We start from the raw sequence: 13,088 nt of genomic DNA, 5'->3' as shown, positions 1-13,088 counted from the left end.
CGCCACCCTTCCGTCCTCACCCCCAAGGACCACCCGGTGACCACTGAGCAGACCCCGCGCGTCCTGGTCCTGCGTGCGCTGGGCCTGGGTGACCTGCTGGCCGGTGTGCCCGCGCTGCGCGGGATCCGCCGGGCCTTTCCCGGGCACCAGGTCGTCCTCGCCCAGCCACCGGGCCTGACCGAACTCGCCCTGGCCACCGGGGCGGTCGACACCGTGTTCCCGGCCGAGGCGCCGGGCCGCGCGGTGCCGGACCTGAGCCACTGGCCGGGACCGCCCCCCGAAGTCGCCGTGGACCTGCACGGCAACGGACCCGAGAGCCGCGACGCCCTGGCCGCCCTGCGCCCGCGCCGGCTGCTCGCCCACGCCTGCCCGGACGGCCCGCCCTGGCCGGCCCACGTCAACGAACGCGACCGCTGGTGCGCCTTCCTGCGCGGCTACGGCATCCCCGCCGACCCCCGCGACCTGCGGCTGCCCCGGCCGGCCACACCGTCCCCGGCCCCCGGTGCGGTCGTCGTGCACCCGGGCGCCGCCTCCGGCTCCCGCCGCTGGCCGCCGGAGCGGTTCGCCGCCGTCGTACGCTGCCTGCGCGCCGCCGGGCACCGTGTGGTCCTCACCGGCGGCCCCGGCGAGGAGACACTGGTCCACGAGGTCGCCGAACGCAGCGGCCGGCCCGGCACCGACGTGCTCACCGGCGGTCTGCCGCCCGGCAGGCTGTCCGCCCTCGTCGCCGGCGCCTCCCTGCTGCTCAGCGGCGACACCGGCCTCGCCCATCTCGCGGTGGCCCACGGCACCCGCTCCGTCACCCTGTTCGGCCCCGTCTCCCCCCGCCTGTGGGGGCCGCCCCCCGGCCCGGACCATCTCGCCCTGTGGAAACCCGGCCCGCCCGGCGACCCGCACGGCCACGCCCCCGACGCCCGCCTGCTGCGCATCGGCACCGGCGAGGTCGCCGCGGCCTGCCTGACCCTCCTCCGGGACGCCCGCACCCGGCACCGGCCCAGCGGCCCGGAGGTGGCACATGCCCGCTGAGCACATGCCTGCCCGGGCCTGCCGGCCTGCCGTGCTGCCGTACGGGAGGCGGCACGCGTGTGCCGGCCCAGCGGCCCGGAGACAGCGTATGTCCGCTGAGCACATGCCTGCCCGGGCCTGCCGGCCTGCCGTGCTGCCGGACGGTAGGTGGCACATGTGCGCTGGTCCGCCCGCCCGGAGGTGGCGTATGTCCGCCGAGCACATGCCTGCCGGGGCCTGCGGGTCTGCCGGGCTGCCGTGCGGTAGGTGGCACATGTGTGCCGGCCCACCGGCCCGGAGGCGGCAGATGTCCGCCGAGCACACCCCGGCTCGTACCCGTCTCCGTCGGCCAGCCGGCTTGCCGGGCGGGAGGTGGCGCATGTCCGCCGAGCACACCCCCGTTCGCACCTGCCGACCCACCGGGCAGGAGGTGGCGCATGTCCACTGAGCACGCTCCCGCCCGCACCCGCCGGCCCACCGCCCCGGGCGACCCGCGGATCACCGTCGCCGTCATCACCCGGGACCGCGCCGCCAGCCTGCTGCGCACCCTGGACGCCCTGGCCGCACTGCCGGAACGGCCGCCGGTCGTGGTCGTCGACAACTCCCGCGACGACACCACCCGCCGGGCCGTCGCCGGCCATCCCGCGCTCACCCGCCTGCTGCGCCCGGCCGGCAACACCGGCGCCCTCGGCCGCAACCTGGCCGCCCGCCACGCCCGCACCCCCTACGTCGCCTTCAGCGACGACGACTCCTGGTGGGAGCCCGGCAGCCTGACCCGCGCCGCCGACCTCCTCGACCGGCACCCGCGCCTCGGTCTGCTCGCCGCCCGCACCCTGGTCGGCGACGAGGCCGCCGAGGACCCGCTCAACGCCGTACTCGCCGCCTCCCCCCTGCCGCCCGAGCCGGACCTGCCGGGCCGCCCGGTGCTCGGCTTCCTCGGCTGCGCCTGCGTGGTCCGCAAGGAAGCCTTCCTCGGCGTCGGCGGCTACCACCCGCTGCTCTTCTTCGGCGGCGAGGAGACCCTGCTCGCCTACGACCTGGCCGCCGCCGGCTGGGGCGTCGCCTACGAACCCACCCTGTGCGCCCGCCACCACCCCGGGGAGCACACCCGCGCCGGCCGCTCCGCCCTCGTCCGGCGCAACCACGTCCTCACCACCTGCCTGCGCCGCCCCTGGCCGGTCGCGCTGCGCGCCGGCACCGGCCTGGCGCTGGCCGCCGCGACCGGCCGGCCCGGCGCGCCCCGCGCCCTGAAGGAGGCCGTCGTCCGGCTCCCGGCCGCGCTCGCCCGCCGCCGTACCCTGCCCCCGCACGTCGAGCACGCCGCCCGCCTGCTCGACCGGGGGGCGACCGGATACTCCCGGGAAGGCACCGCACCATGACCACCCGGACCGGCCCCGACGACCGTACGACCGTCGTCGTGATCACCCACAACCGCCGCGAGGAACTGCTGCGCACCCTCGGCCTGCTGCGCCGGCTCCCCGAGCGGCCGCCCGTGATCGTCACCGACAACGCCTCCACCGACGGCACCGCCGACGCGGTCGCCCGGGACTTCCCCGAGATGACCCTGCTGCGCCCCGGCCGCAACCTCGGCGCCATCGGCCGCAATCTGGCCGTCCAGCGGGTGCGCACGCCCTACGTCGCCTTCTGCGACGACGACACCTGGTGGGCGCCGGGCAGCCTGCGCCGGGCCGCCGACCTGCTGGACCCCCGGCCCAGGCTGGCCGCCGTCACCGCCCGGATCCTGGTCGAACCGGGCGGTACCGAGGACCCGGTCGTGCCCGAGCTGCGCGACTCCCCGCTGACCGGCCCCGACTGGCTGCCCGGTCCCGCGCTCGGCTCCTTCCTGGCCGCCGCCACCGTGCTGCGCACCGAGGCATTCCGGGCCGCCGGCGGCTTCCACCCCGGCCTGTGGCTCGGCGGCGAGGAGGAACTGCTCGCCTGCGACCTCCAGCGCCAGGGCTGGTGGCTCGCCTACGCCGGGGAACTCACCGTCCACCACCACGCCTCCCGGCTGCGCGACAGCACCGCCCGCCGCGTCCTCGGCCTGCGCAACACCCTGTGGTTCACCTGGCTGCGCCGCCCCCTGCTGCCGGCGCTGCGCCGTACCGGGCACCTGATCCGGACCGTGCCCCGGGACGCCGCCTCCGCCCGCGCCTTCGCCCACGCCACCGCCGGACTGCCGTGGGTGCTGCGCCAGCGCGATCCCGTACCGCCGGACCTGGAACGCCGGATCGCCACGCTGGAACGCGCCCGCCGGGACTCACCCGCCCGACGGTACGTGGGCTGACCGGCCGGCGCCACGACACGCCCGGGCACGTCGTTGCGTCCGGCAGCCGGGTGCGGGCACAGTGAACCCCCGGTCAAGAAGCGGCCGGCCGATCCTTCCTCCCCTCCTGCCCAGGAAGCCGTCCGCCCATGGAAATCGGTCAGCCCTCCCCGGCCAGGTTCCGCCCCGGCGGCCCGGCCCCGCTGCTGCTGCGCACCGAGCGCGGGCACCGCACCGGCCTCGGCGCGGTCAGCGTCCTGAAGGCCCGCGGCACGGTCGACGCCGACAACGCCGGACGCCTGTCCGCCGCACTCGCCGCGCACCTCGCCGACGCCGAGCGGGCCGGAGAACACCCCCTGCTCGACCTGACCGAGGCCCACCTCGCCTGCGCCGCCGCGCTGCGCGCCCTGGCCAACGCCGGCCGCGCGCTGCACGTCGTACAGCCCCGCCCGCACGTCCGGGAGACCCTGGCCGCGGCCGGCCTGCCGGGCATCCGCACCCACGCCGACCTGACCACCGCCCTGCGCGCCCTGGACTCCGTCGAAACGCCGCATACGGAACCCGGCACGGTGTCCACGGCCCCCCGGCCGGCCCGCCGATAACCCGAACGGCCGCACACGGACCACGAACCGACCAGCACGGCTCCGGGGCCGGGGCGGGGGGTGCCGGGGGCCTGCTGCGCATCCGGGGTTCGCCCGCGGGGACGCCGGGGCCGGAGGGCGGCTCAACGGCCCGTCCGGGCGGACAGCGGTGCCGCCGGGCGCGGTTCAGGGTTCGTGCGGGTGGATGCCCGTGGTGCCGGGGGCGGCTCAGTACCCCGTACGGGCTGACCCTGTGACGCGGGGCGTTTCAGTGGTCCGTGTGGGCGGGTTCTGTGTCGCCGGGCGCGGTTCAGGGTTCGTGCGGGCGGAAGCCCGTGGTGCCGGGGGCGGCTCAGCGCTCCGTACGGGCGGACCTGTGACGCCCGGCGTGGCTCAGCGCCCCGTACGCGCGGATCCCGTACCGCCCGCCGGCCGCGGCCCCGGAGGCCATCGCGCGGAACCGGGCAGCCCGGCCCGGCGGCCGTGCGACCCGCCGGTCGCCGTCCCCTGCCCGCCGTCCCCGCCCGGCGCGGTGGATGGCGCGTCCGGCCGCCCGGGCCTACCGTGCGAGGTGAGCCGGGGCCGCGAAGAGGCCGGGCGAGACCTCTGTGACGTCCTGTCTGGGTGATGCGATGAAACCTTCCTCCGGCCGGCCGGCCGCACCCGCTCGCCTCGTCATCGAGTCCTCCGTGGTCGAGGGGCTGCCCGCCGAGGGAGCCCTGCTGCTGCGCATGGCCGGCAGCCTGGACGCGCACGGCGCCGAGCTCTGGTCGGAGGAACTGCGCGGCCACCTGCAACAGGCCGACCGCGCCGGACTGCGCCCCGTGCTCGACATGGCCCACGTCCAGCTCGGTGGTGCCGCCGTGCTGCGCGCCCTCAGCGAGACGACCCGGACGCGCGCCGGCCGCCCGGACCTGATCATCGTCCGCGCCCGCCCCGGGGTGCGCGAGGCGGTGCACCTGGCCCGCCTGACCGGCGTACGGCTCTACGCCACCCTGGACGAGGCGCTGCGCGAGCTGGCCCGCGCAACCTCCCGGGTGGAGGAGCTGCCCGCCTGGCGGTCCCAGATCGCCGACCCGGTCCGGCCCTCGTACGAGGACCTGTACCAGGAGGTCCGCGCGCTGCGCGCCCGGGTGCGCACCGCCCCGGTGATCGGCATGGCGCAGGGCGTGCTCATGGTCCGCTACGGCCTGCCGGACTCCGGCGCCGCCTTCCGGGTGCTGCGCGACGCCTCGCAGCGGTTCAACGTGCCGCTGCGCGTCCTGGTGTCGGCCGTGGTGGTGGCCCGCGCCCCGGCCGGCGAGGTGTGGTTCCCCGGCCGCCGCCCCCTGCCCGTGCCGCAGCTGCGGGTCCTGGCCCGCGGCGGCCGAGACCCCCGCTACCGCCGGCAGATGATCGACGCCGTCCTGCACGAGGCGCTGGCCATCGGCCGGGCACCCGCCGGATCCGTGCAGCTCGTGGACCCGGCGGTGAACGCCCTGGCGCTGGAGACCCACCACGGCTGCGCGGAGCCGGTCCTCGACCACCTGGTGCGCGGCCGGGGTGAGGGCACCGCCGACGCGGCGGCCCGCACCCGGGGCCGCCAGGTGAGCGTGCCCGACGTGGCCACGGACCCGCTGCTCGACGACGACTGCCGGCGCGCCCTGCTGGCCGGCGGTGCCCGTGCCCTGCACAGCGTTCCGGTGCTCTCCTCGGCCGGTTCGTGCACGGGCGTGATCAGCCTGTACTGGACCGACGCAGGCCACCGGCCCACCGCCGCGCACGCCGAGGCGCTCGCCCTGCTGGCCGCGGACACCTCGGCCTGGCTGAGCTGGTACCACCGCTCGGTGCTCCTGGACGCCCTGGAACACCTCCACCGGGCCCTGACACACACCGCGCGGTGACCCGGTGCGTCCCGGTGTGCGTCACCGGCCCGGGCCTGGGAACCCGGACCGGGCACGTACCCGTACCACCCGGAGGGAGGCCGGCGCATGTCCAATCCGCAGCAGCCCGAACAGCGGCGCAGTGACAAGGGAGGCGCCACCCCGCAGGACAGCGGCAAGCTGAAGGCCCGCCAGCAGGCCGAGCGCGCCTCGGGCGCCCGCCCGCACGGCTCGGACAAGGGCGGCAAGGGCGGGGGAGAGGGCGGCGGAGTGCCTCCGGCACAACAGCCGGATCACCCCTGATCGCACGGTCCACGCAGGCCGCCGCACACGCACGGCACGGCCCGCGTCGGCCGCTCGGCGCCCCCGGGATGCCTCCGCGTCCCGGGGGCGTCCGGCGGTCCGGCGCGGGCCGTTTCGACGGTGCGCGCGGCGGTGAGGGCGTAGGAGCGGTCAGGGCGTACGAGTGGACGGTGACGGTGTGGGCGGTGCCGGTATGCGGCTCAGTGGGCCCCCAGTCCGCCCCCGCCGAACGAGCCGCTGGAGCCCTTGCTCCAGCGCGGGCGCTCCTTGGACGCGCTCGGCCGGCTGTCCATGTTGGACAGGTCGTACGGGGTGAGCGGGCGTTCGCCCTTGGAGATCCGGGGTATCTCCGCGGACTCCCTGTTCTGCCGGACCTCGCGCACCGGTCCGCCCGGCGGCATCTTGGGCTGTTCCTCGGGGCGCGGGCGCGGGGATTCGCGGTAGCGGACGCGGGAGGTCATCCAGAAGCCGCCGCCGAGCAGTGCGAGCACGGCCACGGCCACGAGGAACAGTACGAGGCTCATGAGGCCACTAGGCGCGGCCAGCTGCATCGATGCGATGTTCATAGAACAGGGATACCCATCCCATAACGGTGCAAATCCGGACACTGCGGGTCAGTGATGGTGAGGGCGGGGGTGAGGTGGGGGTGCGCGCGAACGATGGCCGACCGCGCGCCCCCGGGCAGTGGTTTGTGCCCGCCCGCCCCGGCTACCCGGCCGACGTGACATCGCCGACTTCCCAGCAGCTGTACCGGTTCCTCGAGGACCGTTTCACCTGTGCCCAGGCGTGCACCGAGTGCGCCCGGGCCTGTGCCGTGCGCGCGAGCCTGGTCGACCCGGACGGGAGCGAGGACCAGGAGCGCGTGCGCCGGCTGGGCATCATGTGCGCCGAGGCGTGCGACGCCACCTGCCGGGTGCTGAGCGAGGAGAACCAGCAGGACGAGGAGGGCATCCGGGCCCGGGTGGACTGGTGCCGCTCGGTCTGCCTGGAATGCGCCCGGGCCTTCGACGGGCATCCCGGCGCCGAGTCGGCCGCGGCCAGCTGCCGGGCCTGCGCCGACGCCTGCGCGGACTTCCTGGAACTGCTCGGCTGAGCACCGTACCCCGACCGGCCGCGGGCCCGTGGGTGAAATCCCCGGGCCCCGCCATTCCCAATTTCTGGAACACGTTCTACGGTGTGCGCCGTCAGGACCGCCCTTGGGGAGCCTGGAGGCGCCGTGCACCTCGACCACACGCCCGAGCAGCAGCGGCTGCGCACCGAACTGCGGGCCTACTTCGCCGAGCTGGTCCCGGACAACGCCTACGCCCGGTACACCGACCCGGCCGAGCAGAAGCGGTTCTACCGCGCCACCATCCGCCGGCTCGGCGCGGACGGATGGCTCGGCGTCGGCTGGCCCGAGGAGTACGGCGGGCGCGGGATGACGGCGATGGAGCAGTTCGTCTTCTTCGACGAGGCCGCGCAGGCCGGCGTGCCGCTGCCGCTGATGGCGCTGAACACGGTCGGACCGACGATCATGCGGTACGGCACCGACGAGCAGAAGGCGTACTTCCTGCCCCGCGTCCTCTCCGGCGAGATCGACTTCGCGATCGGCTACAGCGAGCCCGGCGCCGGTACCGACCTGGCGTCGCTGAGGACCAGGGCCGTACGCGAGGGAGACGAGTACGTCGTCAACGGGCAGAAGATCTGGACGACGAACGGCGACACCGCGGACTGGGTGTGGCTGGCCGTGCGCACCGACCCCGGGGCGCCGCCGCACAAAGGCATCACCATGCTGCTGGTGCCGACGTCCGACCCCGGCTACTCCTGCACCCTGATCCGCACCCTCGCCTCCCACGACACCACCGCGAGCCACTACGAGAACGTCCGCGTCCCCGTCTCCCGCCGCGTCGGCGCGGAGAACGAGGGCTGGCGGCTGATCACCAACCAGCTCAACCACGAACGCGTCACCCTCGCCGCGCACGGCACCATGGCGATCCGCGCGCTGCACGACGTACGGCGCTGGGCGCGGCAGACCAAGCTCGCCGACGGCCGCCGGGTCGCCGACCTGCCCTGGGTGCGCCGGCTGCTCGCGCGCACCCACAGCCGGCTCGACGCGCTCAAACTCCTCAACTGGCAGATGGTCACGGCCGTCCAGGACGGCACCCTCACCCCGCAGGACGCCTCCGCGGTCAAGGTCTACGGCTCCGAGGCCCGCCGGGACGCCTACGCCTGGCTCATGGAGATCCTCGCCGCGGCCGGCCCCCTGAAGGAGGGCTCGGCCGGCGCCGTCCTCCACGGCGAACTGGAACGCGGCTACCGCTCCGCGGTCATCTTCACCTTCGGCGGCGGCACCAACGAAATCCAACGCGAGATCATCTCCTGGCTGGGCCTGGGAATGCCGAGGGTGCGGCGTTAGACCCGGGCCGGCACCGGAGGCGTTCGAGGCCGACGGAACCCGGAATTCGTCGTTGATGTGTTCGACGCGCCCATCCCCGCGGAGGACCTGGGAGAATGAGGCGACAGTCCGCGCTGTGCGGCTCCGGGCGGCGCGGACCACCGGAAACGTTCCAGCGGTGGCGCCGACGGACCGACGAGAGGGGACGTGCGATGGCCGTGGCCACGCCCGCGGGCACGGGCGATCCCGGGCTGTTCACGCCCGGCTCGGTGACCTGGCAGATGCACGGCGACCCCATGATGTGGGTCGCGGGGGTGCGGGCGCTGTATCTCCAGGCGCTGCATCCGCGGGCGGTGCGGGGGGTGACGCAGAACTCCGACTTCCGGCGGGACGCCTGGGGGCGGCTGCGGCGGACCGCGAACTTCGTGGGGACGACGACGTACGGCACCACCGAGGCCGCCGAGCGGGCCGGGGCCCGGGTGCGCGGGATCCACGCCAGGCTGACGGCGACCGACCCGGACACCGGCGAACGGTACGGCCTCGACGAGCCCGCGCTGCTGCTGTGGGTGCACTGCGCGGAGATCGACTCCTATCTGCACGTCCTGCGCCGCTCGGGCTTCCCGCTCACCGACGCCCAGGCCGACCGGTACGTGGCCGAACACCGGGCCGGCGCCCGCCTGGTGGGGCTCGACCCGGAGACGGTACCGGCGAGCCGCGCCCAACTCGCCGCCTACTTCGGGAAGGTACGGCCGGAACTCGCCGCCGGCCCGGAAGCCCGCGAGGTGGACGACTTCCTGCGCCGCCCGCCGGCCCACCCGCTCCTGGTCCCGGCGCGGGAGGTGCTGTGGCGGTGGGTGGCACACCTGGCATACGCGTCCCTGCCCGCGTACGCCCACGAGCTGTACGGCAGGCCCGCCCCCGCGCCCGCCGCCGTCACCCGGAGTCTGCGCGCCACGGGCGCCGTGCTGCGCGCGATACCCGCCCGTGTGCGCTGGCAGCTCCCCCCGAAGCACATCCTGCGCGCCATGGCCCGCCTCGGCCCCGACGCCCGTCCGGCCCCGGAGAAGCTCGGGCCCTGACCGGCCGGTGGCCTTGGAGCCGGGCCGGGCCGGTGGCCTCCGGTCCTGACCGGCCCGGGGTGCGGTCCCCGGCGAACTCCGGCCGTGATCGGCCTCCGGCCGCCGGCCGGACCGGATCATGTCCGGTACCGGAGGCGGGCCGGCCGTGAGCCGCCCGGCGGCATCCGGGCGGGGGCCGGCTCTGGCCCTCGTGGATCAGCGCGTGCTACGAAGGACCATGTCCGCGAACGAGCCGACCCGCGCGTATGACGCCGTGATCGTCGGCGGTGGCCACAACGGCCTGGTCGCCGCCGCCTACCTGGCCCGGGCCGGCCGCTCCGTGCTGGTGCTGGAACGGCTGGACCACACCGGCGGCGCCGCCGTCTCCACCCGCCCGTTCGCCGGTGTCGACGCCCGGCTGTCCCGGTACTCCTACCTGGTCAGCCTGCTGCCACAAAAGATCGTGCGCGATCTCGGGCTGGACTTCCGCGTCCGCCCGCGCACCATCTCCTCGTACACCCCGGTACAGCGGGCGGGCCGGCCCACGGGCCTGCTCGTCGGCGGGGGCGAGCAGCGCACCCGGGAGGCGTTCGCCCGGCTGACCGGCGGCGACCGCGAGTACACCGCCTGGCGGCGGTTCTACGGCATGACGGGCCACGTCGCCCGGCGCGTCTTCCCCACGCTCACCGAACCGCTGCCCGGCCGTGAGGAGTTGCGCCGCCGCGTCGACGACGAGGCCGCCTGGCGGGCCCTGTTCGAGGAGCCGGTCGGCGTCGCCATCGAGGAGACGTTCACCGACGACCTGGTCCGCGGCATCGTCCTCACCGACGCCCTCATCGGCACCTTCGCCGACGCCCACGACCCCACCCTGGTCCAGAACCGCTGCTTCCTCTACCACGTCATCGGCGGCGGCACCGGCGCCTGGGACGTGCCCGTCGGCGGCATGGGCGCGCTCACCGACGCGCTGGGCGCGGCGGCCCGCTCGGCGGGGGCGCGCATCGCCACCGGGCACGAGGCGGTCCGGATCGACACCGACGGACACACCGCCGAGATCACCTACCGCACGGCCGACGGCGAGGGCACCGCCGCCGCCCGGTACGTCCTGGTGGGCGCCGCCCCGCACCAACTCGCCGCGCTCACCGGCGACCCGGCGCCCGAGCCCGCCGAGGGCGCCCAGCTCAAGGTGAACATGCTGCTCACCCGGCTGCCCCGGCTGCGCGACCCCGACGCCGACCCCCGCGAGGCGTTCGCCGGCACCTTCCACATCGCCGAGGGCTACCGGCAACTGGCCACCGCCCACGCCGAGGCCGCCGCCGGCCGGCTCCCGGCCACCCCGCCGTCGGAGATCTACTGCCACTCCCTGACCGACCCCACCGTCCTCGGCCCCCGTCTCGCCGAGCGCGGCTGCCACACGCTCACCCTGTTCGGACTGCACGCCCCGGCCCGGCTGTTCGACCGGGACAACGACGCCGCCCGCGAGGAACTGCTGGCGGCCACCCTCGCCCAGCTCGACACCCATCTCGCCGAGCCGCTCGCCGACTGCCTGGCCACCGACGCCGACGGCCGCCCCTGCATCGAGGCGAAGACCCCGCTGGACCTGGAACGGGACCTCCGGCTGCCCGGCGGCCACATCTTCCACCGGGCCCTGTCCTGGCCCTACGCCGAGGAGGGGACGGGCCGTTGGGGTGTGGAGACCCGGCACGCGAACGTCCTGCTGTGCGGGGCGGGCGCGGTGCGCGGCGGCGGGGTGAGCGGGGTGCCGGGGCACAACGCGGCGATGGCGGTACTGGAACGCGACCGCCCCGCCCCGCTCAGTCGGCCGAACGCTGCCAGCCCGCCGCCCTGATCCGCGCCGCGTCCGCCGGGCGCGCCCCGTCGAACAGCACCGCCCCGCCCGCCTCGACGCGCAGCGCGTCCACGTAAGCGCCCCGGCCGACGTACCGCGCGTCGGTGCCGTACCGCCAGCGCAGCCCCAGGCCGGGGCCGGCCGGCAGCCGAGCCGTCACCCGGTGCCAGACGCGGCCCGACCAGCCGGAGACCGCGCCCGCCGGGTGCTCCTCGGGGCCGGCGCCGGGCCGGGCGGTGGTGAAGGGAACCGGCTGCCAGGTGGCGCCGCCGTCCGCGGTGCACTCCAGCACCAGCTGGTCGGCGCCGGGTTCGGTGTCCCACCACAGGGCGCAGCGCAGCCGGGCCGCGCCCGCGGAGGTGTCCAGCGCTGGCAGCGTGAGCGTGGCGGCCGCGGCGTTCGCCATGCCCGAGAACCACGCCGTACGGCCCCGGGCCGGACGGACCGGCACCGCGCGGGCGAGCCGGTTGCCGGCCGCCACCCGGGGCGCGGAACCGGAGCGCCAGGTGCGCACCGGGTGCACGGAGTTGCCGAGCACGACCAGGAACGAGTCGGTCGTCGGGTCCAGCACGAGCGAGGTGCCGGTGAAGCCGGTGTGGCCGGCCGTGCGCGGAGTGGCCATCGCCCCCATGTACCAGTGCTGGTACAGCTCGAAGCCGAGGCCGTGCGCGTCGCCGGGGAAGGCCGTGTTGAAGTCGGTGAACATCAGCTCCACCGACTCCGGCCGCAGGATCCGGCTCCGGCCGTAGCGGCCGCCGTTGAGCAGGGTCCGGCCGAGGACCGCCAGGTCCCAGGCGCGGGAGAACACCCCGGCGTGGCCCGCGACACCGCCCAGGCTGTAGGCGTTCTCGTCGTGCACCTCCCCCCACACCAGCCCGCGGTCCAGCCCGGACCAGGGCTTGCGGGCGTCCTCCGTGGCCGCGATCCGCGGCTTCCAGGAGGCGGGCGGGCGGTAGCGGGTGCCGTCCAGGCCGAGCGGACCGGTGACCTCCTCGTGCAGCAGCGTGTCCAGCGGGCGGCCGGTGACCGTCTCCAGGACCAGCCCCAGCGTGATCATGTTCAGGTCCGAGTACAGGTACGCCGAACCCGGCGGGGTGAGGAGTGCCTCGTCCCAGATGAGCCGGAGCCTGTCCTCGTGGGACGGCGCCGCGTACAGCGGCAGCCACGCCCGCAGACCGGAGGTGTGCGTGAGGATGTGACGGATCGTCACCCGCTGCTTGCCCGCGCGGCCGAAGTCCGGCAGATACGAGGCGACCGTGCCCTCCAGGTCCAGCGGGCCCCGCTCGATCTGCTGCACGGCGAGGAGCGAGGTGAACAGCTTGGAGACCGAGGCCAGGTCGAACACGGTGTCCCGGGTCATCGGCAGCTGCCGGTCCGGCGGCAACTCCATGCCGGTGTCGGTCTTCTCGTCGTACGCGGAATAGCGCACCGCCATGCCGATCGGCTCGTGCAGGGCCACCGTGCCACCGCGCCCGGCGAGCAGGACGGCGCCCGCGTACCACGGGTGCCGGGGGGAGGGGGCGAGGAACGCCTCCGCGTCCGCGACGAGTTGCCGCAGCTGTTCGGGGAGCAGCCCGGCGCGCTCGGGCGAGCCGTACCGCAGGATGGTGCGACGGCCGGACGCGGCGGGCGCGGCGGCGGCCGGGCCCGCCGGGAACGCGCCGAGGGCCAGGGCGCCGCCCGCGGCCAGGGAGCCCACGACGAGCCGCCGGCGGGTCGGCCCGCCCGCTCTTCCGTCTGCCAGGTCGTCCGTCATCGTCCGCGGCCTCCCGCCTGAAAGTATCTTTCCGGAC

At 75.9% G+C, this 13,088-nt stretch carries 12 protein-coding genes; 10 read left to right on the top strand and 2 right to left on the bottom strand.

Features of this window, described 5'->3' with window-relative positions; translation table 11 throughout:
• The first annotated feature begins 36 nt into the window (after nucleotides 1-36).
• The 6 genes from IE251_RS24785 (at nucleotide 37) to IE251_RS24760 (ending at nucleotide 6,017) form a co-directional block, all read left to right on the top strand.
• A complete protein-coding gene (locus tag IE251_RS24785) occupies nucleotides 37-1,026 on the top strand; it encodes a glycosyltransferase family 9 protein (RefSeq protein ID WP_189755208.1) in 990 nt (329 codons plus the stop codon).
• Between the two features lie 416 nt (nucleotides 1,027-1,442).
• Nucleotides 1,443-2,384 carry a glycosyltransferase family 2 protein gene (locus IE251_RS24780; RefSeq protein WP_189755207.1) on the top strand — a complete coding sequence of 314 codons (942 nt, stop codon included), beginning with the start codon at nucleotides 1,443-1,445 and terminating at the stop codon, nucleotides 2,382-2,384.
• Nucleotides 2,381-3,292, top strand: coding sequence for a glycosyltransferase family 2 protein (locus IE251_RS24775; protein WP_189755206.1), 912 nt, complete (start codon nucleotides 2,381-2,383; stop codon nucleotides 3,290-3,292). Before IE251_RS24780 ends, IE251_RS24775 begins: the two co-directional genes overlap by 4 nt.
• Nucleotides 3,293-3,420: 128 nt before the next feature.
• A complete protein-coding gene (locus tag IE251_RS24770; RefSeq protein ID WP_229896913.1) occupies nucleotides 3,421-3,873 on the top strand; it encodes an STAS domain-containing protein in 453 nt (150 codons plus the stop codon).
• Between the two features lie 611 nt (nucleotides 3,874-4,484).
• Nucleotides 4,485-5,735, top strand: coding sequence for an ANTAR domain-containing protein (locus IE251_RS24765; protein ID WP_189755205.1), 1,251 nt, complete (start codon nucleotides 4,485-4,487; stop codon nucleotides 5,733-5,735).
• A gap of 87 nt (nucleotides 5,736-5,822) precedes the next feature.
• Nucleotides 5,823-6,017, top strand: a complete 195-nt coding sequence (locus IE251_RS24760; RefSeq protein ID WP_189755204.1) for a hypothetical protein — start codon at nucleotides 5,823-5,825, stop codon at nucleotides 6,015-6,017.
• Between the two features lie 200 nt (nucleotides 6,018-6,217).
• Here IE251_RS24760 and IE251_RS24755 read toward each other — a convergent pair whose 3' ends face one another.
• On the bottom strand, nucleotides 6,218-6,568 hold the full coding sequence (locus IE251_RS24755) for a DUF6479 family protein (RefSeq protein ID WP_189755357.1): 351 nt from the start codon (nucleotides 6,566-6,568) through the stop codon (nucleotides 6,218-6,220).
• A gap of 170 nt (nucleotides 6,569-6,738) precedes the next feature.
• Here IE251_RS24755 and IE251_RS24750 point away from each other — a divergent pair, with 170 nt between their 5' ends.
• The 4 genes from IE251_RS24750 (at nucleotide 6,739) to IE251_RS24735 (ending at nucleotide 11,295) form a co-directional block, all read left to right on the top strand.
• A complete protein-coding gene (locus IE251_RS24750; protein WP_030783980.1) occupies nucleotides 6,739-7,110 on the top strand; it encodes a four-helix bundle copper-binding protein in 372 nt (123 codons plus the stop codon).
• A 123-nt stretch (nucleotides 7,111-7,233) separates the two neighbouring features.
• The gene (locus tag IE251_RS24745) at nucleotides 7,234-8,412 is read left to right on the top strand and encodes an acyl-CoA dehydrogenase family protein (RefSeq protein ID WP_189755203.1); all 1,179 of its coding nucleotides are present in this window, start codon (nucleotides 7,234-7,236) and stop codon (nucleotides 8,410-8,412) included.
• Nucleotides 8,413-8,603: 191 nt separating this feature from the next.
• Nucleotides 8,604-9,470: an oxygenase MpaB family protein gene (locus tag IE251_RS24740; protein WP_189755202.1), complete on the top strand. Its 867-nt coding sequence runs from the start codon at nucleotides 8,604-8,606 to the stop codon at nucleotides 9,468-9,470.
• 217 nt (nucleotides 9,471-9,687) lie between these two features.
• Nucleotides 9,688-11,295, top strand: a complete 1,608-nt coding sequence (locus tag IE251_RS24735; RefSeq protein WP_189755201.1) for a phytoene desaturase family protein — start codon at nucleotides 9,688-9,690, stop codon at nucleotides 11,293-11,295.
• Here the strand turns inward: IE251_RS24735 and IE251_RS24730 are convergent.
• A complete protein-coding gene (locus IE251_RS24730) occupies nucleotides 11,261-13,051 on the bottom strand; it encodes a serine hydrolase domain-containing protein (protein ID WP_189755200.1) in 1,791 nt (596 codons plus the stop codon). The two genes, IE251_RS24735 and IE251_RS24730, sit on opposite strands and share 35 nt — an antisense overlap.
• Nucleotides 13,052-13,088 lie beyond the last annotated feature (37 nt).

It is taken from the genome of Streptomyces eurythermus, assembly GCF_014649115.1.
Classification (GTDB): domain Bacteria; phylum Actinomycetota; class Actinomycetes; order Streptomycetales; family Streptomycetaceae; genus Streptomyces; species Streptomyces eurythermus.
The sequence above is the reverse complement of the archived record's forward strand: the minus strand, read 5'-3'. Positions and strand labels throughout refer to the sequence as shown.